Source organism: Catellatospora bangladeshensis, from assembly GCF_016862575.1.
Classification (GTDB): domain Bacteria; phylum Actinomycetota; class Actinomycetes; order Mycobacteriales; family Micromonosporaceae; genus Catellatospora; species Catellatospora bangladeshensis.
This window is the reverse complement of sequence record NZ_BONF01000028.1, coordinates 1-19,503: the sequence shown is the minus strand read 5'-3', so window position 1 is coordinate 19,503 and position 19,503 is coordinate 1. Positions and strand designations below refer to the sequence as shown.

Annotated in this window: 20 protein-coding genes; 4 read left to right on the top strand and 16 right to left on the bottom strand. The window is 74.3% G+C overall.

Annotated features, from left to right (window positions below):
* Nucleotides 1-2: 2 nt before the first annotated feature.
* The 13 genes from Cba03nite_RS22935 to Cba03nite_RS22875 form a co-directional block, all read right to left on the bottom strand.
* The gene (locus Cba03nite_RS22935; protein ID WP_203749860.1) at nt 3-647 is read right to left on the bottom strand and encodes a carbohydrate-binding protein; all 645 of its coding nucleotides are present in this window, start codon (nt 645-647) and stop codon (nt 3-5) included.
* 699 nt (nt 648-1,346) lie between these two features.
* Nucleotides 1,347-3,563: a LysM peptidoglycan-binding domain-containing protein gene (locus tag Cba03nite_RS40400; RefSeq protein ID WP_203749858.1), complete on the bottom strand. Its 2,217-nt coding sequence runs from the start codon at nt 3,561-3,563 to the stop codon at nt 1,347-1,349.
* 33 nt (nt 3,564-3,596) lie between these two features.
* Nucleotides 3,597-4,001: a TadE/TadG family type IV pilus assembly protein gene (locus Cba03nite_RS22925; RefSeq protein ID WP_203749856.1), complete on the bottom strand. Its 405-nt coding sequence runs from the start codon at nt 3,999-4,001 to the stop codon at nt 3,597-3,599.
* A complete protein-coding gene (locus tag Cba03nite_RS22920; RefSeq protein WP_203749854.1) occupies nt 3,998-4,426 on the bottom strand; it encodes a TadE family protein in 429 nt (142 codons plus the stop codon). The genes Cba03nite_RS22925 and Cba03nite_RS22920 overlap by 4 nt, the downstream gene beginning before the upstream one ends.
* The gene (locus Cba03nite_RS22915; RefSeq protein ID WP_203749852.1) at nt 4,423-4,842 is read right to left on the bottom strand and encodes a TadE family protein; all 420 of its coding nucleotides are present in this window, start codon (nt 4,840-4,842) and stop codon (nt 4,423-4,425) included. The genes Cba03nite_RS22920 and Cba03nite_RS22915 overlap by 4 nt, the downstream gene beginning before the upstream one ends.
* Before the next feature lie 9 nt (nt 4,843-4,851).
* The gene (locus Cba03nite_RS22910) at nt 4,852-5,049 is read right to left on the bottom strand and encodes a hypothetical protein (protein WP_203749850.1); all 198 of its coding nucleotides are present in this window, start codon (nt 5,047-5,049) and stop codon (nt 4,852-4,854) included.
* Nucleotides 5,050-5,061: 12 nt separating this feature from the next.
* Nucleotides 5,062-5,961 (bottom strand): type II secretion system F family protein, encoded by a 900-nt coding sequence (locus Cba03nite_RS22905; protein ID WP_239125957.1) that lies wholly within the window; start codon nt 5,959-5,961, stop codon nt 5,062-5,064.
* Nucleotides 5,958-6,875, bottom strand: a complete 918-nt coding sequence (locus Cba03nite_RS22900) for a type II secretion system F family protein (protein ID WP_203749847.1) — start codon at nt 6,873-6,875, stop codon at nt 5,958-5,960. The genes Cba03nite_RS22905 and Cba03nite_RS22900 overlap by 4 nt, the downstream gene beginning before the upstream one ends.
* Entirely contained in the window at nt 6,872-8,368 is a 1,497-nt protein-coding gene (locus Cba03nite_RS22895; RefSeq protein WP_203749844.1) for a TadA family conjugal transfer-associated ATPase, read from the bottom strand. Before Cba03nite_RS22895 ends, Cba03nite_RS22900 begins: the two co-directional genes overlap by 4 nt.
* Nucleotides 8,365-9,159, bottom strand: coding sequence for a CpaE/TadZ family protein (locus Cba03nite_RS22890; RefSeq protein ID WP_203749841.1), 795 nt, complete (start codon nt 9,157-9,159; stop codon nt 8,365-8,367). Before Cba03nite_RS22890 ends, Cba03nite_RS22895 begins: the two co-directional genes overlap by 4 nt.
* 10 nt (nt 9,160-9,169) lie before the next feature.
* A complete protein-coding gene (locus Cba03nite_RS22885) occupies nt 9,170-9,850 on the bottom strand; it encodes an SAF domain-containing protein (RefSeq protein ID WP_203749839.1) in 681 nt (226 codons plus the stop codon).
* A gap of 55 nt (nt 9,851-9,905) precedes the next feature.
* Nucleotides 9,906-10,841, bottom strand: a complete 936-nt coding sequence (locus tag Cba03nite_RS22880) for a hypothetical protein (protein ID WP_203749836.1) — start codon at nt 10,839-10,841, stop codon at nt 9,906-9,908.
* Nucleotides 10,835-11,431 (bottom strand): hypothetical protein, encoded by a 597-nt coding sequence (locus tag Cba03nite_RS22875; RefSeq protein WP_203749833.1) that lies wholly within the window; start codon nt 11,429-11,431, stop codon nt 10,835-10,837. Before Cba03nite_RS22875 ends, Cba03nite_RS22880 begins: the two co-directional genes overlap by 7 nt.
* A gap of 354 nt (nt 11,432-11,785) precedes the next feature.
* Here Cba03nite_RS22875 and Cba03nite_RS22870 point away from each other — a divergent pair, with 354 nt between their 5' ends.
* Nucleotides 11,786-13,000 carry a cytochrome P450 gene (locus Cba03nite_RS22870; RefSeq protein WP_203749830.1) on the top strand — a complete coding sequence of 405 codons (1,215 nt, stop codon included), beginning with the start codon at nt 11,786-11,788 and terminating at the stop codon, nt 12,998-13,000.
* Between the two features lie 205 nt (nt 13,001-13,205).
* Here Cba03nite_RS22870 and Cba03nite_RS22865 read toward each other — a convergent pair whose 3' ends face one another.
* A complete protein-coding gene (locus Cba03nite_RS22865) occupies nt 13,206-13,406 on the bottom strand; it encodes a hypothetical protein (RefSeq protein WP_203749827.1) in 201 nt (66 codons plus the stop codon).
* 183 nt (nt 13,407-13,589) lie between these two features.
* Entirely contained in the window at nt 13,590-13,850 is a 261-nt protein-coding gene (locus Cba03nite_RS22860) for a metallothionein (protein WP_203749824.1), read from the bottom strand.
* A 187-nt stretch (nt 13,851-14,037) separates the two neighbouring features.
* Here Cba03nite_RS22860 and Cba03nite_RS22855 point away from each other — a divergent pair, with 187 nt between their 5' ends.
* From Cba03nite_RS22855 to Cba03nite_RS22845, 3 genes are all read left to right on the top strand, one after another.
* Nucleotides 14,038-15,219: a sensor histidine kinase gene (locus tag Cba03nite_RS22855; protein ID WP_203749821.1), complete on the top strand. Its 1,182-nt coding sequence runs from the start codon at nt 14,038-14,040 to the stop codon at nt 15,217-15,219.
* Entirely contained in the window at nt 15,216-15,866 is a 651-nt protein-coding gene (locus Cba03nite_RS22850; protein WP_203749819.1) for a response regulator, read from the top strand. Before Cba03nite_RS22855 ends, Cba03nite_RS22850 begins: the two co-directional genes overlap by 4 nt.
* A gap of 206 nt (nt 15,867-16,072) precedes the next feature.
* Nucleotides 16,073-18,127: an MMPL family transporter gene (locus tag Cba03nite_RS22845; RefSeq protein WP_203749816.1), complete on the top strand. Its 2,055-nt coding sequence runs from the start codon at nt 16,073-16,075 to the stop codon at nt 18,125-18,127.
* 226 nt (nt 18,128-18,353) lie between these two features.
* Here Cba03nite_RS22845 and Cba03nite_RS22840 read toward each other — a convergent pair whose 3' ends face one another.
* Nucleotides 18,354-19,460 carry a sulfite oxidase gene (locus Cba03nite_RS22840; protein ID WP_239125971.1) on the bottom strand — a complete coding sequence of 369 codons (1,107 nt, stop codon included), beginning with the start codon at nt 19,458-19,460 and terminating at the stop codon, nt 18,354-18,356.
* Nucleotides 19,461-19,503 lie beyond the last annotated feature (43 nt).

Genomic DNA, 19,503 nt, shown 5'->3' with positions numbered 1-19,503 from the left:
GGTCAGGACCGCCGGACGACCACGCGGTCGATCGCGGGCGCCGGGCCGCCGGTGTTGGTGAAGGTGACGGCGTTGGCACCGGCCCTCAGGCGTACGCTCACCGATCTGCTCGCGCAGCAGGCGCCGTCCCCGGCGACGGTCGCGGTGACCGTGCCCCCGCCCGCCACGCTGATCGTGACCCGGTCCGCGCGCGGCCCCGCGACCTGCGCGTAGTAGAACGTCAGCGTGTACGTCCCCGCCTCGGGCACGGTGATCGCGTTGAAGCGCAGCGCCCCGTCCTTCTTGGCACCCGCGCCGTCGCCGAGGTGACGCACCACCCGGCCGCCGGAGGCGCCCGCCAGGGCGACCACCTCGGCCTGCCCGAGCAGCGTGTTGCCCGAGGCCTCGGCCTCGTAGGTGACCGGCCCGAACGCGGCGGCGTTGACCGACGGCGACGGGCTCGGCGCGGCACTGGACGCGGCGGCCGACGGCGTGGCCTCGGCCCCCGGTGATCCGGTTGCGGCGGGCACCCCGGGCGTCGCCCCGGCGGTGCCCTCAGCCGTGAAGATCCCGGTGCCGTCGGCCCGCGAGTCCGGGTCGCCGGAGGAGACCGCCCAGAGCGCCCCCGCCACGGCGACCACCAGCAGCACGACCACCGCCGCGAGCACGGCGGGCCGCGCCCCTCGGCCGGCCGCCCGGTCGAGCCTGCGCCGCCCGCGCTGCGAGTCGGGCGACTCGTGCGGCTCTATGCCATCGGTGTCCGGTTGTGGCGACCACCCGTCGTCGTGCTCGGACCACGGCGCGGATCCCGCGCCCGGCGCAGGCCACCGGCTGGGAGCCGGGCCCGGCCCAGGCCACTGGCTGGTGGCCCCGCCCGGCCCAGGCCACTGGCCGGTAGCCCCGCCCGGCCCAGGCCACTGGCCGGAAGCCTCGCCCGGCGCGGGCCGCCGACCGGAAGCCTCAGCTGGTGCGGGCCACGGGCCGGAAGGCTTACCTGGTGCGGACCACAGGCGGGGAGCCTCACCACCGGCGCCAGGGCCGTAAGCGCCCCGGCCGCGACCGGGATCAGGCCCGAAAGCGTCCCCGTCAGGGCCATCCGGGCCGAAGGCCTCGCCGCCGGGAGCGGGGCGCCGCGCGTACCCCTCGCCTGGGTGTTCCCGCGGCGGGGGCGCACCCGGCTGGTCCGGCACGGGCCCACCGGTCTGCGCCGGATCGCCGTCCTGGATCCACCCGCCGACGCGCAACCGGCTCGAGGCACGGTCCTCGGCGGCCATGATCCCCCCTGAACTGCGTCGACACGCGGACGTGCAGACCCTAGTCACCGCCCGCGCCGCCGGTCCACCGGGGGACGGATCGCCGACAGCCGGTCAGCGCAGCCGGTGCCGCGCCCCGCCGCCCGACTGCACCGGGACCCGGGCCGCCGCCTCCGCCGCCTCCGCCAGCGCCGCCACGTGGGCGGCCAGCCGGTCGCTGGTCAGGTCGCAGGCGGTGATGTCGGTGACGGCGAGCCAGGACATGTGTACGCCGCCGTCGGCGGAGATCGTCGCCGACCACCGGGTGCTGGTCGGATGGGTCGCGACCACCGCCACGCCGACCCGGCCGAGGTCGGCCAGCAGCGCGTCCAGGTCGCGCAGCTGCTCGGTGTGCTCGCCCCACGGGTCGGCGACGAACAGCAGCTGGATGCCCCAGGCGTCGCCGGTGACGTTGTTGACGCGGGCGGTGGGCATGTCGGCGGTCTGCGAGTCGTGCAGCACGGCTGCGTTGGCCGCGGCCCGGCGGCTGATCCGGGCCAGCGCGTCGCTGACCGAGGAGCTGGCCCGCACCCGGTCGCTGAGCGAGCCGAGCGCGCGCAGGTCCGCGCCGCTCAGCCCGGCGACGGTCACCGCCGCGCCGTCCGCCCAGCTTGCCGTGGCGGCCTCCGCGGCGAGGTAGCGCAGCAGGTCGTCGCAGCGCTGCGGGTCGCCGCAGAGGGTCAGCAAGCCGGTGCGCTCGCCGTCGACGAACAGCTCGCCGCCCTGCGGCCAGGCGCCGATCTTCAACAGGCCGGGCAGCAGCGACGGGGTGTCCACCCGGTCCGGCAGCCAGGCCGAACCGGCCAGCGACCAGGTGTTGGGCCACTGCATGTCGAACGGCTCCGGCGGGTCGGCGCACGGCGCGGCCAGGATGATGGCCAGGTCGCCGCCGTGCTCCCAGGCCGCGGCGATGTCGGGCATCTCCCACGGCGCCCGCCCGCGCAGTCCCGCGGTGAGCTGGCGCAGCCCGGCGTCGAGCCGCTCGGCGGCGCGGTGCCGCGGCGGCCGGGCCTGGCGCACGGGGGTACGCAGGCCGCCGACGCCGCGCCGCCGGCCCACCCGCAGCCGGTGCAGGCGGCGGATGCGGCGGCGCACCACGAGGTGGCCCGCGAGCACGGTGGCCAGGGCCAGCCCGGCGCCCGCGGCGAGCACTTTGGTCTGCCCGAGGCCCGGGTCGGTCTCGTCCAGCGGGATCTCCGGCCGCGGGGCGGCCCCGGGCACCACGACGCCGGGCGGGGTCTCCACCCCGGACGGCGACGCGGCCGGGGTCGACGCGGCCGGGCTCGGCGCGACGGGACTGGCCGAGGGCGCGACCGGGGACGGGCTGGGCGGCGGCGTGGGGTGCTCGGGCGCGGGCTGCTGCGGGGCGGGCGCGGGCGGCGTCTCCGGGACGGCGGGCAGCAGCAGGCGGCCGGTGGCGTGGCGGATCGGGCCGTGGTCGTGCGCGTCGACGGGCAGCACGATCCGCCAGCCGGGCTCGATGTGGTCCGGGTTCTTGATCAGCTTCGGGTTCAGCGCGGCGAGCTGGTGGTAGCGGTCGAAGTCACCGGTGAAGCGCTCGGCGATGCAGCCGAGGTAGTCGCCCTTCTTCACCACGTACACCGGGCGCTCGACGCGCTGGCGGGCCGGGGCGGGGGCCTGCTGGACCGCGGCGGTGGCGGCGCGCGCCACGGGGACGCCCGCTACGGCGGCGGGCGGGGCAGCGGCAGGCGGGGCAGCGGCCAGGACCGGGGCGGCGGGCGCGGCCCACACGGCGGTGTCGCGGGCGACCGGCGGCGCGGCCCAGGTGGCCGTGTCGGGCCCGGCCCACGGCGAGATGTCACCCCGCACCACGGCAGGGGCGGCGGCGACGGGCACGCTGGCGATGGCGCGCAGCGGTGCGGGGGCGGGCAGCGCTGCGGCGGCGGCCAGGTTGGCCCCGGCGAACACCGCGACCAGGGCGCCCACCAGACCCGCCGCGACGCGCTGCTGCAGGCCGAGGCCGGGCAGCCGGATCGCGCGGCGCCCGCGCAGCCGCGCGACGATCTCGACCAGCACGCTGAGCGTGAACGTCGCCCAGGCGATCCAGCCGGCGATGGTCAGCGCCCGCAGGAACAGGTCGCCGTTGTCGGGCGAGGTCAGCAGCGTGCCGAGCTCGTCGAGGGTCGGGACGTGGCGGGGCAGCGGGTTGCCCGCGAACTTCACCAGCGCCACCGGCACGCCGCCGATGACCGCGGTGAGCGCGATCAGCGACGCCAGCCCGGTGAGCAGGCGCAACGTCCAGTGGGGCCGGGTGCGCCGGACGTCTGTCATGGTCTCCGCCCTTTCCGTGTCGCCGCGCGGGGTCTAGCCGATGAGGATGGTGGCGGTCGCCTGGCCGGTGGCCGTCCAGGTGGGACCGTCGAGGAATTCCAGGTGGGACGGGTTGTCGTAGCGGATCGTCGCGACGACGGTGACCTGCTGGCCGTCGGGTGAGACGGTCACGGTGCCGGTGGCGCCGACGGCGCTGAGGTACGCCTGGGCGGCCGCGGCGGCCAGGGCCGGGTCGATCACCTTGCGGCCGCCCTGGATGGCGCTGCCCGGGGCGATGGCCTGCCCGGCGGTGCGGGCGGCCTCGGCGGCCACGTTGTCGGCTCGCTGGTACGCGCGTACCCGCCCGCCGCCGACGATGACCAGGCCCAGCATGGCGATCCAGGCGGGCGCGATGATCGCCACGAAGATGGTGACCTTGCCGCGGTCGTCCCTGATCATGTCCGGCTCCGGTAGGTGTCGAGCGGGCTGGTGAACTCGGAGGTGAGCCGCGCGCTGCCCGGCATGCCCGGCAGCGCGATGTCGGCGAACTCCGCTTCGCAGGTGAGCCGCACGGTCACCGTGGCGGGCTGACCCACCGGGACGGAGAAGCCCCTGGTGTCCACGGTCACGGTCAGCGTGCGGCAGGTGATGCCCTCGGCGGCGAAGGAGGCCGCCGCCGCGTCCCGGCCGCGGCTGGCCGCCGTCGCGGCGGTGCCGGACAGGCTGGCCGTACGCGCCGCGTTGTACGCCGCGGCCTCGGTGGCCTGCCGGGCCATGCTGAAGCGCCCGGCGATGATGACGCCGATGAAGAACACGAGCACGACGGGGACGAGGATGGCCAGTTCGATGCTGGCCGACCCCCGGTCGCGCGGTGTGCCCGTCACGGGATGAACCTCTCCACGGGCCCGCTGGCGCTCTGCTCCACGTCGAAGCTGACCAGCGGAAGAATGCTCGTCGCCCGGCCGGTGACGGTCACGGTGACGCTCTCGGCGCCGGTGCGCACGTTGATCACCGGGTCCTCCAGCCCGACCCCGATCCGCTCCAGGAAGTCGCGGGCGTTCGACTCGCCGGTGCCGGCCGGGCTGCCGTACACCCGTGCCGCGTTGGCGCCCTGGGTGGCCGCGCCGAGCGCGATCGAGCGGGCGTAGAACACCAGCGCCGCCTGCACCACCAGGAACGTGAAGATGAGCAGGGGCAGCGCGATGATCGCCATCTCGACGGTGCCCGCCCCCCGGTCGCGCGCACGGCGCGCCGCCGGCCGGCCCGTCGCGGGCCGGCCGGCGATCGCGGTCGTGTCCACCTGCACCGCCTACGGCATCGAGTCGGGAATCAGGTCGACCCAGTCCTCACCGACGGCGAGGATCAGGCCGCCGATGGTGATGGCGGCGGCGGCCATCATCGCGATCATGACGACGTGCGGGATGGGGCCCTCGCCGCGATCGCGCAGAGCAGGATCGGTGAGCACCCGCAGCCGCGCCGCCAGCGCCGTGTAGACCTTCAGGGACATCGCAACTCCTCTCTAGTTCTGACTGAACAGGCTCGTCATCAGGGGGTATCCGACGAGGACGAGCAGAATCAAGATCATCATGGTGGACGGGATGTCGAGTTTGGACGTCCTGGTCTTCGCGGTCTCCAGCGCCGCCACCCGGATCTGGTCGCGCAGCGACGCCGCCTGGGCGCGCAGCGTCTGGTACACCTGCGCGCCGTCGTTGCCGGCGCTGCGCATGATGTCGGCGAAGCCGGTCAGCTCCACCACGCCGATGCGCTCCGCCAGCGCCTTCAGCTCGTCCCACGGCGGCCGCATCTGCAGCTGCGCGGTGAGCAGCGCGGTGCGCAGCCGGGTGTACGGCCAGCCGTCGCAGATGTTCGCCGAGCGCTCCATCGCCTCCACCGCGCCGTGCCCGGAGCGCACCTGGTGCGCGGTGAGCGTGGCGTACGTGCACAGCGCCCGGGCGAACTCCTTGCGCGCCAGCCGCGCCCGCGAGCGCATGTCGTAGTGCGCCAGCGCGCCCGAGCCCAGGCCGAACAGCAGCGTCGCGGCGACCGGCACGCTGGGCGGCAGGCTGACCCGGAAGACCAGCGCCAGCACCGTCGCCAGCACCGGGATCGACAGTCCCAGCAGCGCCGACAGCGCCACGCTCATGACGTGACCCTGCGCGGTCCGGTCCAGGATGGCCAGGTCGGCGGCGGGCAGCCGGAGCCGCTCGTACCAGTCGCCCCGCGCCGCCGCGGCCTCGGCGGCCCGCAGCTCGGCGGCCGGATGGTCGGCGGCCAGCGTCGGGTGCAGCCGCCGCAGCGCCGGGCCAAGCGCCGGGGTGGCCGGCACGAACAGCGCGGCCAGCAGGTACACCCCGTACCCGGCCAGGGCGCCGCCCGCGACGGCCAGCGCGAGCCACAGGTTGCCGGCGAACACGGTCACGGCGTCACCGCCTCGGCCCGCTCCGGCGCCCGGCTCTGCCGCCGCTGCGCGCTCAGCAGGCGCGGCATGCGGTCGGGCAGCGTCAGGCCCCGGATCCACAGCATCAGGAACACGTAGAAGGCCGCCAGCACGGCGAGGATCACCTGGCCCAGCGGGGTACGGTACGGCGCGGCGTAGCCGGAGTTCAGCGCGCCGAAGGCGAGCAGCGCCACCGTGGTGCCGGTCAGGAAGCGCACGGTGAACCGGGCCGACGACCGCTCGCTGTCCACCGTCGCCCGCGCCACGATCTCCTCGGCCAGGCCGTTCGCGATGTCCAGCAGCGCGTGGTAGAGGCCCTCGCCGCCGTCGGCCGACTGCATGATGAGCGGCGCCACCACCTCGTCGCTGCTGTGGTCGCCGATCTCGTCGGCGAACAGCCGTAGCGCCGCCTCCAGGCCGGTGCCCGCCTGCAACCGGGCGGCGAGCGTGCGCACCTCGGGCGCGAGCAGCGGCGGCGCGGTGCGCGCGCTGGCCACGATCGCGGCCTGCAGGCCGATGCCGTTGCGCACGTAGTCGCCCACCCGCCGGGTCCACGCCTCCAGCGCGCTCAGCCGGGCCAGCGCCCGCTTCTCCGCGGTGGCGGCGGCGAACAGCCACGGCACGCCCGGGATGGCCAGCGCCACGATGATGCCGCCCACCGGCCAGCCGGTGACCAGCCAGGCGGCCGCCCCGGCGACCACCGCCAGGATCAGCACGCTCTGCCGGGTGCGCCGCTGCCGCACCGTGCGCCCCTGGCCCTGCCACATCCGGCGCAGCGCCGCCCAGAACGCCGAGCGGGGCGGGGCCGGGCGGGTCGTGCCGACCGCGAACATGACCGCCAGCACGATGCCGGCGCCCGCGGCCAGCGCGGCCAGCGCCGCCAGGATCTGGATCACGAGCGCACCCGCTTGGTGTGCAGCTCCCGCGTCCACGAGCCCCGGTTGTGCGGGCCCGCCTCGATGTACGCGATCAGCTCGCGCGGGTCGTAGCCCACGTCCATCAGGTCCTCGCGGATGCGCTCGGGCAGGTGCCGGGGCACCGCGCGGCCGTCCGCGCCGGGCCCGAACACAGTGGTGGTGACGACCCGGCCGTCGCGCATGCCGCCCACCTCGATGACGTGCGAGACGAAGCGGTGCTCGCCGCCGCCGATGGCGCGCTCGTCCACCACCGAGGTGTAGACGATCAGGTCGATGCCCTGCGCCGCCATCCGCAGCGCCTGCTCGGCGCCGATGTCGTTGCCGTACGAGCAGGCCAGCTGCACGATCGAGTCCATCACCTCGCGCGCCTGGCGGGAGTGGATGGTGCACATCGCGCCCCGGCTGACCGTCATCGCGCGCAGCATCGGCACGATTTCCCGGCCGCGGGTCTCGCCGACGATCACCCGGCGCACGCCCAGCCGCTGCGTGATCGGCATCATGTCGTGCAGCGTCTTCTCGCCGCGCCGCTTGCCGTTGGCGTCGTACTCCCCGTGCCCCTGCAGGGACTCCAGGCTGATCACCCAGTTCTCGTCGCCGGGGTGCACCGTCTCGTGCAGGCCCAGCTCCCGGGACTCCTCCAGGGTGATGTACGGCTCCCCGGCCGGGATGGTGCGCGCCAGCGCCCGCAGCAGCGTGGTCTTCCCGGACGCGGCCAGCCCGGCGATCATGATGTTCGCCCCGGCGTCCAGCGCCTTGGTCAGGAACCGGTAGAGCAGCAGGTCGATCATGCCCCAGCGGTCGCGCAGCTCCTCCAGCGTCGCCGTGAACAGGCTGTGCTTGCGGATGTACACCACCGGGCGCGGCGACACCTTGTAGAGCACCGTCATCCGGGAGCCGTCGGGCAGCTGCATGTCCAGCTCGGGATTGGACTCCGAGAGCTGGCGCTCGGTCGCCGCCACCCGCATCGCCAGCACCTGCAGCATGCCGATCAGCTCGTCGTCGGAGTCGGCCACCGGCTCGCCCCGGCTGCGGCTGCCGTCGGCGTGGTGCAGCAGCACCTGGTCGCAGCCGATGATGTGCACGTTGGTGATCTTCGGGTCGTCCAGCAGCCGCTGCAGCCGCCCGGCCCCGAACATGCCCGCCACCACCGCGTCGAGCAGCGCCTGCTCGGCCGCCGGGCTCACCGGCTGGCCCGCGTGCGCCATCGCCACCACGTAGTCGGCCATGACCTCGCGGCCGATCCGGGCGGCGGTCTCGCGCCGGTGCGCGGCGGTCACGTTGGCCGAGTCGGCGAGGATGCGGGTCAGCGTCTCGGTGACCCGGGCCTGCAGCTGGCGGACCACCGCGTAGTCGACCGGCACCGGGGCGGCGTGCGGCGCGGGCGGTGCCGGGTACGCGACCCGCGCGTGCCCGTTGACCCGCGGCGCGGCGGCCGCCTCGGGCGGGATCGGCACGAACCGGGGCGCGGTCACAGCGTCACCGGCAGCTGCTCGGTGTCGCGGCGCGACAGGGCGCTGTCCATGCGCTGGGCCGCGATCCGCTCGGTCACCGCGTCGTACGCGGCCGCGCCGTGGCGCATCAGCGGGGCCCGGCGGCGTCCCCGGCCGTCGCCGCACAGCGCGGCGGCGGTCTGCGGGTCCCACGGCAGGCTCGCCACCACCGGCGCGCCCAGGTGCCGGGAGATCTCGCGGGAGGCGATGCCGCCGCCGATGAGCAGCAGGCCGACGTGCTGCTGGACGAAGCCCTCGGGCAGCTGGCGCCGCAGCGCCGACAGGGCCGAGACCGCGGGCGAGACGGTACGCAGCGAGTGCGCGCGCAGCGTCAGCAACACCAGGTCCGCCTGGGCCAGCAGCGACCAGGGCGGATGCGCCGCGGCCAGCCGCCCGCAGTCGGCCAGCACCGTGCGCGTCGTCATCCGCGAGAAGAACTCGCCCAGCGCGGTCCAGGCCAGGTTCAGCGAGGCGCTCTGCGCGGGCTCGGTCAGCCCTGGCAGCGCCATCCGCTGCTGGCGGGGCGCGTCCAGGTCGATCAGGTTGCCGGTCAGGTCCTGGTCGGCGGTGCCGCGCAGCGCCGAGGAGGCCAGCGGCAGCACGCCCCGGTCCGGCGGCAGCTCGTAGCGGGCCAGGTAACCGGCCAGCAGGTCGCCGCCGGCCGGGTCGCACTCGGCCAGCAGCACCGGCGCGGGCCAGGTCAGCGTGAAGGCCAGCGCCGCCGTGGACACCCCGGGCGAGCCCTTCGCGGAGATCATCGCGATCAGCGTCATCGCGGCCCGCTCACGAGCCGTCGAGGGAGAGCACGACGCGGTCGTCGGCGGCCAGCGCGGCCACCGTCGGCGCGTCCACCGTGGCCACCTCGACGTCGATCACCGTCTGGCCGGAGCGGGTGCCGGGCGAGATGCTGATGATGGTCGCGGTGATGGTCCGCGGCGGCACCAGGTCGGGCCCCTGCACGCCCTCCTCCGCCTTGTCGTCGGCGCCCTTCTTCGGCACGACCACCAGCAGCACCTTGGCCCCCACGGTGAGCCGCGACGCCGACGGCATGCGGTCCTCGCCCAGCGCCAGGCCGATCAGCTGGTGACCGGGCGCGGGCACGGGCGTGTCGGTGACCTGCTCCAGCGTGATGAGGGTGCCGGGCACCAGCGCCATCACCGCGCGCTTGCCGATCACGTCGCCGGAGTCGCGGGCCGCGACCGGGCGCAGCCCGACCGCCTCGTTCACCCGTACCACCACCAGGTCCGCACGGGTGATCTCGGCGCCCTTGCCGACCGGGCGCGCCACCGCGAGGAAGTCGTGCGTGCTGCCGATGCGCTGGGCCACGTACGCGGCGGTCAGCGCGCCCACGATGATGAGCACCGCGGCCAGCGCGCCCTGGGCCACCGAGCGGCGGCGGGGCGCGGTGCGCGGCACCGCGATCGGGACGGCGGGCAGTGCCCTCGGGGGTGCGGTCGTGCTCATGCCTTCTCCTCGCCGTGTTGCTGGTCATGAGGAGCCGGGACCGGGTGCCGACCGCTCATGAGTTGACCACCTGCAGCTCGTCGATCTGCAGGAAGACCGGCCCGGACTCGCGCGGCCGGTTCAGCACGCCGGACTGCCCGCCACCGGACCAGGTCACCCGCCACAGCGTCTCGGCGGTGATCCGGTACTTGCCGCCGGACCGGTCGCGCGAGGGCTGGGTGTACTTGTGGCCGCAGGACGACGTGCGGTTGCCGAACTCCGGGCGGTAGGCCGTGCCCGGGGAGCGGCACACCACGGTGCGGCCGTCGCCCATGTGCCAGCGGATCTCCACGGCCCGCGCGGTCGCGGTCACCGACAGGCCGGGCACCGAGACGGTCCGCGAGATCGGCCCCCAGGTGCGCGCCGTGCGCGGCGTCCACATCCACACCGGCAGGCCGACCAGGCCCACCCCGGTCGCGGCGGGTGCGGTCCGGATGTCCGGGCCGGTGATGGGCAGCTGGCTGATGGCCCGCGCGGCCAGCTCCATGGGTGAGGGCATCCCGCCGTATCCCGGGGGCGGGCTGGTCAGGTAGCGCGTGGTGCCCTGCTGCCAGCCCGCGGACAGGCCGCCCCAGCACCAGACCGCGTACATGAAGCCGTTGCCCGGGTCGTGGCCGCCCCACACGGGATCGTCGTCGGACAGCGACAGCCGGTTGTAGTAGCAGCTGTCCACGTGGTTGAACCAGCCCATGCCCGGCCGGTAGCAGGCGATGACGCCGAGGCTCTCGTGCTCGCAGGTCGCCGAGCCGCCGCCCCCGCCGCCACCACCCCCGCCGCCTCCGCCGCCGCCACCCCCGCCGGTGACGACGACGATGCAGGGACCGTTGTTGGGCGGGCAGTAGATGTAGTCGGCGTGCGCCGGGCTCGGCGCGACGACCAGGGTCAGGGTCAGCGTGACGGCGGCCGTGGCGAGACCGCCGAGCAGCCGGGTCAGCGCGCGCCGGGTCAGCATGACGCCGCCCGGTCGGTGTGCGAGTCCACCCAGCGCCAGGCGCCGTCGGGGTAGAGCCCGGCGCGCAGGGTCACCGGGTAGCGGTGGTTCTGGCCGGGCGCGGCCACGGATTTGCGGGTCTTGCGGTCGACGGTGTCGACGGCGGCGTCGTCCACACAGGCCTCCACGACTATCGAGGTGACGCTGACCGAGACCACCCGGCGCAGCGTGACGGTGGGGCGGCCGGTGCGGACCAGCCCCTGCTCGGCCATCAGGTCCAGGTCGCGTTCCAGCAGCGCCATGTAGCGGCCGCCCGCGTACGGGTACATCGGCCGCCGGGTGGCGTCGGCGTTCCAGTCGTACTTCCCGGTCTGGCCGGCGGCGAGGTAGATGCTGTTGAGCTTGAGGAAGCCCGTCCACGCCGCGTCGACCGAGCGCTGCTCGTCGGCGCTGAGCGACGGGCCCGGCGACGGCTTGGCGGCCGGCGGGCGGCTCGGCGCCGCCTGCGGCTCGGGCACCTCGCTGGAGCAGCCGAGCAGGGCCGACGACAGGAGCGCCGCCAGCGCGACGGCAGCGGCCGCCGATCGTCCTCTTCGGATGTACGGATTCATGCGCCCCCCTCGCCCCGGCGAGTCCGCTGAGTCCTTTTTCGTCTACTTGAAATCGTTGCTGCTCAAGCGCTTCCCCCAGCGCCAGACGGCCGATCGTACGACGAAACATGCCGATATAACAAGGGGTGATCAATGACCACACGGACGGTATTTGGCGACGGATCCGGTCTTTACATCCCACGATCATCTCTTTTGGAGCGTCAACCGATTGTCCTGAACAAGACAGGTTTCACATCGAGGTTGACAAATGGTAAGGACGGCCGGACCCGGCGACGAATGCGTCAGCCGGGGAGAAATGCGATAACCGTCAAATCGCCATCATCCGGCGATAGGATGACAACTTACCTACAGGGGGTGACCGTCGTGGTGACGACGAGCAGGGGTACGGGATTCGCCGACCAGACCGCACAGCTACCGGAGGTGCTCGACTGGTTCCGGCACATGCGCGAGGCCGACCCGGTCAGCTGGGACGAGCACTACGGCGCCTACCACGTCTTCCGGTACGCCGACATCGAGAAGGTGCTCTCCGACCCGGTGACCTTCTCCTCCGACCTGACCGGGCTGATCCCGAAGCAGGAGGAGATCGAGCTGTTCAGCCGCGGCAACTTCGTGCGCATGGACCCGCCGAAGCACACCAAGATGCGCCGCCTGGTCAGCAAGGCCTTCACCCCGCGCGTGGTCGCCGAGCTGGCGCCGCGCATCGCCGGCATCACCAACCGGCTGCTCGACGACGTCGCCGGCCAGGGCGAGTTCGACCTGGTGCAGGCGCTGGCGTACCCGCTGCCGGTGACCGTGATCGCCGAGCTGATCGGGGTCCCCGCCGACGACCGCGACCGGTTCCGCCGCTGGGCCGACGGGCTGCTCGACGCGCAGGTCCCGGACACCGTCATCCCCGACGAGAAGATGATGCAGCAGGCCGGGGCCCGGTTCCGCGACATGATCGACTACCTGCTGGCGCACATCCGCGACCGGCGCGCCCACCCCGCCGACGACCTGACCAACGCGCTCATCCAGGCCGAGGTCGACGGCGAGAAGCTGACCGACGAGGAGATCGTCGGCTTCCTCGGGGTGCTGCTCATCGCCGGGCACATCACCACCACCACGCTGCTCACCAACACCGTGCTGTGCCTGGACGAGCACCCGCTGGCCGCCGCGGCGCTGCGCGGCGACCCCGGCCGCATCCCGGCCGCGCTGGAGGAGGTGCTGCGCTACCGCTCGCCGTTCCCGCGCCTGGCCCGGCTCACCACCACCGACACCACCGTGGCCCAGCGCCTGGTGCCCGCGGGCAAGGTGCTCATGCTCTGGCTGGCCTCCGGCAACCGGGACGGCGCCCAGTTCGTCGAGCCCGACGCCTTCCACATCGACCGCAGCCCCAACCCGCACCTGAGCTTCGGCCACGGCATCCACTTCTGCATCGGCGCCCCGCTCGCCCGCCTGGAGGGCCGCATCGCCATGGAGATCCTGCTCCGCCGCACCACCGACCTGCGCGTCGCCGACGGCGTCCAGACCTACGACCCGCGCATCATGACCGGCGCCAAGTACCTCCCCCTCCGCACCCTCTGGACCTGAAAGGAAGGGCACCTTCTTAACGCTATGCGTAGAAGAAGGTGCCCTTCTTAACCCGCTGACCCACCCCGCCGGCCGACCGGTCCGCACCCGTCTGAGGCTGGAAAAACGGACGCCGCCCGGGGACGACGCCCGATGTCCGGGCATGTCCCAGGCGGCGCCGCCATGGGGAGGGGATGGGTGGGGATGGGATGGGTGCGGGTGTGGTCTAGAAGGCCGGGGCGTACATCTCGTTGACGACGCTCAGCACGTCCGCGATCGAGGTGCGGGCACGGGTGGCGATGTGCTCGACGGGGGCGTTGCTGGCGAACGCCTCGCGGATCGCCGAGCGCAGCGAGCCGTGGTGGTCCTCGCCGGCCGCGACAGCCTGATCGATCAGGCACAGCGCGTGGTCCGCGGTGACGTACATACTCATCTCCCTGCTTCGGCTCGTCGTGGTCCCACCTCGTCGTGGTGCCCTCAACTTTCCGGCACCGCGGCAGCCGAAACATCCGCCACCCGGCGGTAGCGCACGCCCGTTACCTGCACTTTCACACACTGAAGGCGCCTTCACGACCGGTTCGTCCGGTAAATAAAGGCGCCTCAGACGATCTCACCCGGGGTGTACGCCCACCGCGTCCCGGATCTTGAAGCCCTCCCGCGCATCGGCGGAGCGGGCGCAGTGCGCACAGCAGTAGAAGTGCCCGGACACCTCCACCCCATGCCCGATGATCTTGCAAGCGCAGTGCTCGCAGACCGGCGCCAGCATCTGCACGGCGCACTCGAACGAGTCGAACACGTGCACCGCCCCGCCCGCCGTGTGCACCTCGAACGACAACCAGTAGTCGTTCTTGCAGACCTCGCACGTTCCCATGGCAACCCCTCCTCGGTCGGCTCGTTCCCAGTCTCGGGTGCCCGGTGGTCGGTTAGCGGCAAAACGACCCGTTTGCCCTGCAAGAAGGCTGCTTTGCCCGGGAGGCCGGACGCGCGTGGGCGTACGCAGCCGTGCGTACGCCCACGCGCGGATGCGGCCCGAGCAGCCCGTTCCGTACCCTCGGCCTGTGCACCTGCTCCACCGGCTCACCGCCCGCCCCCGCCTGTACGACGCCGTCCTCGCGCTGGTCGTCGGGGCGGCCGTCGTCGCGGGCTCCCTGCCGACGCAGGGCGAGCAGCCGGAGCGCCTGCACCTGGACGTCACCGCCTTCGCGCTGCTGGCCACGGGCGCGCTCGCGCTCGGGGTGCGCCGCCGGTCGCCCGTGCTGACCTGCCTGGTCACGTTCGCCGTGGTCGTCGTGTTCATCCACGCCGGGTACCCGTACGGCCCCGTCTTCGCGTACGTCATGTTCGCGGTGTACGCCCTGGCCGCCTGGCGGCCCGCGCGCCACGCCGTGCCGGTGACCGCCGCCATGATCGTCTGCTACCTGTGCCTGAGCGCCTGGGTCGAACGGGAGCCGGACGGGCTGTTCTTCAACCTGGTCACCACCTCGTTCTGGCTGGCCACCCCGCTGGTCACCGGCATCGCGGTGCGGCTGCGGCGCGAGGGCCTGGAGCAGACGCTCGTCGAGGAGCGCCGCCGCCACGCGTACGAGGAGCGCCTGCGCATGGCCCAGGAGGTGCACGACGTCGTCGGGCACAGCCTCGCCGTGATCAGCATGAACGCCGGCGCCGCGCTGCACGTGCTCAGCCGCCGGCCGGGCGCGCCGCAGGTCGAGGAATCGCTGCGGGCCATCCGGCAGACCAGCACCGCCGCCCTGGACGAGCTGCGGGTCGCCCTGTCCACGTTCACCGGCGCGGTCGGCGCGCCCGACCGGCCCGCAGCCGGGCTCACCCTGCTGCCCGGCCTGGTCGCGGCCACCCGCTCCGAGCGGCTCGCGGTCGAGCTGGCCGTCACCGGAACGGCCCGGCCCGTGCCGCCCGCCGCCGACCTGGCCGCCTTCCGCATCGCCCAGGAGGCGCTGACCAACGTGCTGCGCCACGCCGGGGCGCGCCGGGCCACGGTGATGCTCGCCTACACCCCGGACGGCGTCGAGCTGACCGTCACCGACGACGGCCGCGGCGGCGCGCCCCAGCCCGGCGGCTCCGGCCTCGACAGCATGCGCGAGCGCGCCCGCGCCCTGTCCGGCACGCTGGCCGCCGCACCGCTGCCCGGCGGCGGCTTCCAGGTCCACGCCGCACTCCCCTGCCCCGCCGAACCCGCCGCCGAACTCGCATGCTCGGCCACAGCGGACGGGGCGCTCGCATGATCCGGGTCGCGCTCGCCGACGACCAGGCGCTGCTGCGGCTGGCCATGCGTACGCTCATCGACTGCGAACCCGACCTGGAGCTGGTCGGCGAGGCCGAGGACGGCGCCGCCGCGCTCGACCTGGTCGCCGCCCGGCGGCCGAACGTGCTGCTGCTCGACATCCGCATGCCGCGGCTGGACGGGCTGGAGGTGCTGCGCCGCCTCGACGGGCCCACCCGCGTCATCGTGCTCACCACGTTCGAGCTGGACGAGTACGTCTTCGAGGCGCTGCGGGCAGGTGCCTCCGGTTTCCTCACCAAGGACGCCGAGCCCGCCGAGCTGCTGCGCGCGATCCGGGTGGTGGCCGCCGGCGACTCGCTGCTGTCGCCCGCGGTCACCCGCCGGGTGATCGAGCGGTTCGGCGCGGCGCCCGGCGCGGCACCGCCGCTGCGCGTACACCCTGATCTGCATCTGCTCACCGAGCGGGAGCGGGAGATCGTCGGCTGGGTCGCCACCGGCCTGTCCAACGACGAGATCGCGGCCGGTCTGGTGGTCAGCCCCGCCACGGTGCGCACCCACGTCAGCCGCGCCCTGATCAAACTCGGCGCCCGCGACCGCGCCCAGCTCGTAGTCATCGCCTACCAGTCCGGCGTACCCCTCCCCCGGTGAAGATCACCCGACTTGCCGGGCAGGTGGGCGTATCTTGAGCGCGCTTTCGCCCAAGTGCCAGGCAAGTTGAGCGATCTTGCGGCGCGACGCGGCGGGCGGGGGCCGCGCGGGTGCGTACGGGTGGATACGCACGGGAGGTGACGCGCGCGACGGAGTTCGGCGGAGAGCCTGTGCGGGTCCTGCGACCCGTAGAGGAAGGCCGTTCCATGCCCACCGTCTGGCAGCGGATCTCCACCGCGCCCGCCGGCCGCCGCACCGCCTGGTCCCTGCTGACCGGCTGGCTGCTCGTGGCCGTCTGCGCCGTCATGTTCACGAACCTCGGCGAGGTGGAGACCAACGACGTCAGCTCCTGGCTGCCCGCCGCCGCCGAGTCCACCCGCGCGCTGGAACTGGCCACCGCCGAGTTCCCCGCCGCCGAACCCGACCAGCTCCTGCTGGTGTACGCCCGCGACGGCGGCCTGACCGACGCCGACCGCGCCGCCGCGACCGCCGACGCCACCGCGCTCGCCGCCCTGGCCGCGGGACCGGTCCCGGAGCCGGTCCCGTCGCGGGACGGGGCCGCCCTGCTGCTCGCCGTGCCGCTGAGCCCGGCGCAGGCGGCCGAGGAGGCGATCGGGCCGGTGCTGGCGCAGGTACGCCAAGCGCAGGCCGACGGCCTCCCGGCCGGGCTGGGCGCCTGGGTGACCGGCGGCCCGGCCGCCGGGGCCGACTTCGACGCCGCGTTCGACTCCCTCGACACCACGCTGCTGGCCGTCACCGTCGGCGTGGTCGCCGTCCTGCTGCTGCTCACCTACCGCAGCCCGGTGCTGCTGCTGATCCCGCTGTTCGCCGTCGGCGTGGCCAGCCGCCTCGCCGAATGGCTGGTGCAGCTCGGGGCCGAACACCTCGGCCTGGTCGTCAACGGGGCCAGCGCGGGCATCCTCACCGTGCTCGTGTTCGGCGCGGGCACCGACTACGCGCTGCTGCTGATCTCCCGCTACCGCGAGGAGCTGACCCGGCACGCCGACCACCGCCACGCCATGCGCCTGGCGCTCCGGCACAGCCTGCCCGCGATCATCGCGTCCGCCGTCACGGTGATCCTCGCCCTGCTCACGCTGCTGGCCGCCGGGCTCAACTCCACCCGCGGCCTGGGCCCGGTCGCCGCGCTCGGCATCCTCTCCGCCCTGCTGGCCATGACCACCCTGCTCCCCGCGCTGCTGGTGATCTGCGGACGCCGCGTGTTCTGGCCGCTGATCCCCGTGGCGCGCACCGGCCCGGCGCCCGCCCGCAGACCCGGCCCGTGGGCGCGCACCGCCGCGTTCGTCGCCCGCCGCCACCGCCCGATCTGGATCCTCACCGCGCTCGCGCTGGCCGCGCTCAGCCTCGGCGCCACCACCCTCACCACCGGCGTACGCCAGAGCGAATCCTTCACCAGCAAACCCGACTCGGTACGCGGCTTCGAGGCGCTCGCCGCGCACTACCCCGCCGGATCCGGCGACCCCACCGAGCTGTACGCGAACACCCGGCATGCCGACGCGGTCGCGGCCGCCGTACGCGCGCTGCCCGGCGTCGCCGAGGTCGGCCCGGCCGAACCGTCGGCCGCGGGCGGCTGGACCCGGCTGCGCATCGTGCTGGCCGACCCGCCGTCCAGCGACGGGGCCGAGCAGACCGTGCTGCGGCTGCGCGAGACGGCCCGCGAGGCCGACCCGTCCGCACTGGTCGGCGGCGCTACCGCGCAGGAACTCGACCAGAACACCACCATGGACGCCGACCTGCGCCTCATCATCCCGCTGATCCTGGTGGTGGTGCTCGGCGTGCTGATCGTGCTGCTGCGCGCGCTGGTCGCGCCGTTGCTGCTGCTGGGCAGCGTGCTGCTGTCGTTCGGGGCGGCGCTGGGCGCCTCGGCGCTGGTGTTCCACGCCGTCGGCTTCCCCGCGATCGACCGGTCCGTGCTGCTGCACGGCTTCCTGTTCCTGGTCGCGCTGGGCGTCGACTACACCATCTTCCTGATGACCCGGGCCCGCGAGGAGCGCGCCGCACTCGGCCACCACCAGGGCATGTCCCACGCGCTCGCCGTCACCGGCGGCGTCATCACCAGCGCCGGCGTCGTCCTGGCCGCCACCTTCGCGGTCCTGTCCCTGATGCCGATCGTCTTCATGATGCAGGTCGGCATCCTCGTCGGCCTGGGCGTCCTCCTGGACACCTTCGTGGTCCGCACCCTCCTCGTCCCCGCCCTGATCCACCACACCGGCCCCCGCACCTGGTGGCCCTCCCACCCCTGACCCCACCCCACGCGACACCCCGCCCGCCGCGCCGCGCCGCGCCCCGGCGCGACGGGGCGTCGATCTTGCACGAACTGTGGGGACGACACGCCCCTATCGGGCAAATCCCTAACAGTTCGTGCAAGATCGACGGCAAAGCGCGGCAAGCGCGGCCAAGCACGGCGGGGCATGGCGGAGCGGGGCGGGGCGGGGCGGGGCGGGGCGGGGCGGGGCGGAGCAACCGTGATCAGTCCAGGCAGGCGACGGGGACGAGCTGGACCGCGTTGTTGGCGAAGCCGCCCCGGTTCCAGGGCTGGTCAACGGGCTGCACACCGCCCTCGGCGTCCGTAGCGCGGGCCGTCAGCAGGTGCTGCCCCGGCGCCGCGTCCCAGGTGTAGGTGAAGCGCCGCCACGCCCACCGGTGCCCGTCGGCCGGCGCCAGCTCCGCCGCCGCCCACGTCTCGCCGCCGTCCACGCTGACCTCGACCGACTCGACCGGCGCCCGGCCCGACCAGGCCCGGCCTTCCAGCAGCACCGGCCCGGGACGCACCACCCGCGCCCGCGACATGAAGTCCGGGAACCCGGGCGGGGCCAGCAGCGCCCGCGGCGCGATCCGGGTCACCGGCTCGCCCGGGTCGTCCGCGCTCTGCCGCATCCGGTACGCCACCACCTGTTGGAACCCGGTGAACGGCGTCGCCGTGAGCGTGATCTGCCGCAGCCACTTCACGTGGGCCATGCCGTACCAGCCGGGCACCACCAGCCGCAGCGGGAACCCGTGCTGCGGCAGCAGCGGCGCGCCGTTCATCTCGTACGCCAGCAGCACGTCCTCGCCCAGCGCCTCGCCGACCGGCAGGCTGCGCTGGTAGTCCTGCTCGACCCCGCGCTCCACGCCGTGATCGGCCCCGGTGAACACGACCTCGACCGCCGCCGGGTCCACCCCGGCCGCGGCGAGCACGTCGCGCAGCGCGACGCCGGTCCACTCCGCCGTGCCCACCGCCTCGACCAGCCACGGCTGGCTGACCGGGCGCGGCAGCAGCCGGGCACGGCCGTTGCCCGCGCACTCCATGGTCACCCGGACCGTGCGCCGGGGTAGCGCGCGCAGCGCCGCCAGGTCCAGCTCCAGCGGCGTACCGACCAGGCCGTCGACCACGACCCGCCACGACGCCTCCTCGGCGTACGGGATGTCGTAGTGGATCAGCAGGTAGTGCAGGCCGGCCGGGGTCACGTCGTAACGCAGCGCCTCCAGCGGCATGCCGTGGTTACGCGCGGCCAGCGCCAGCTCCTCGGCGCTGATGCCCTCGTCCGGTGCGGCCAGGCGGCCCGGACGGCTGACGTCGCTCAGGGTGATGTCCACCCGATCAGCATCCCGCCTCCCCGGCGCGCGCACGACCCGGGCT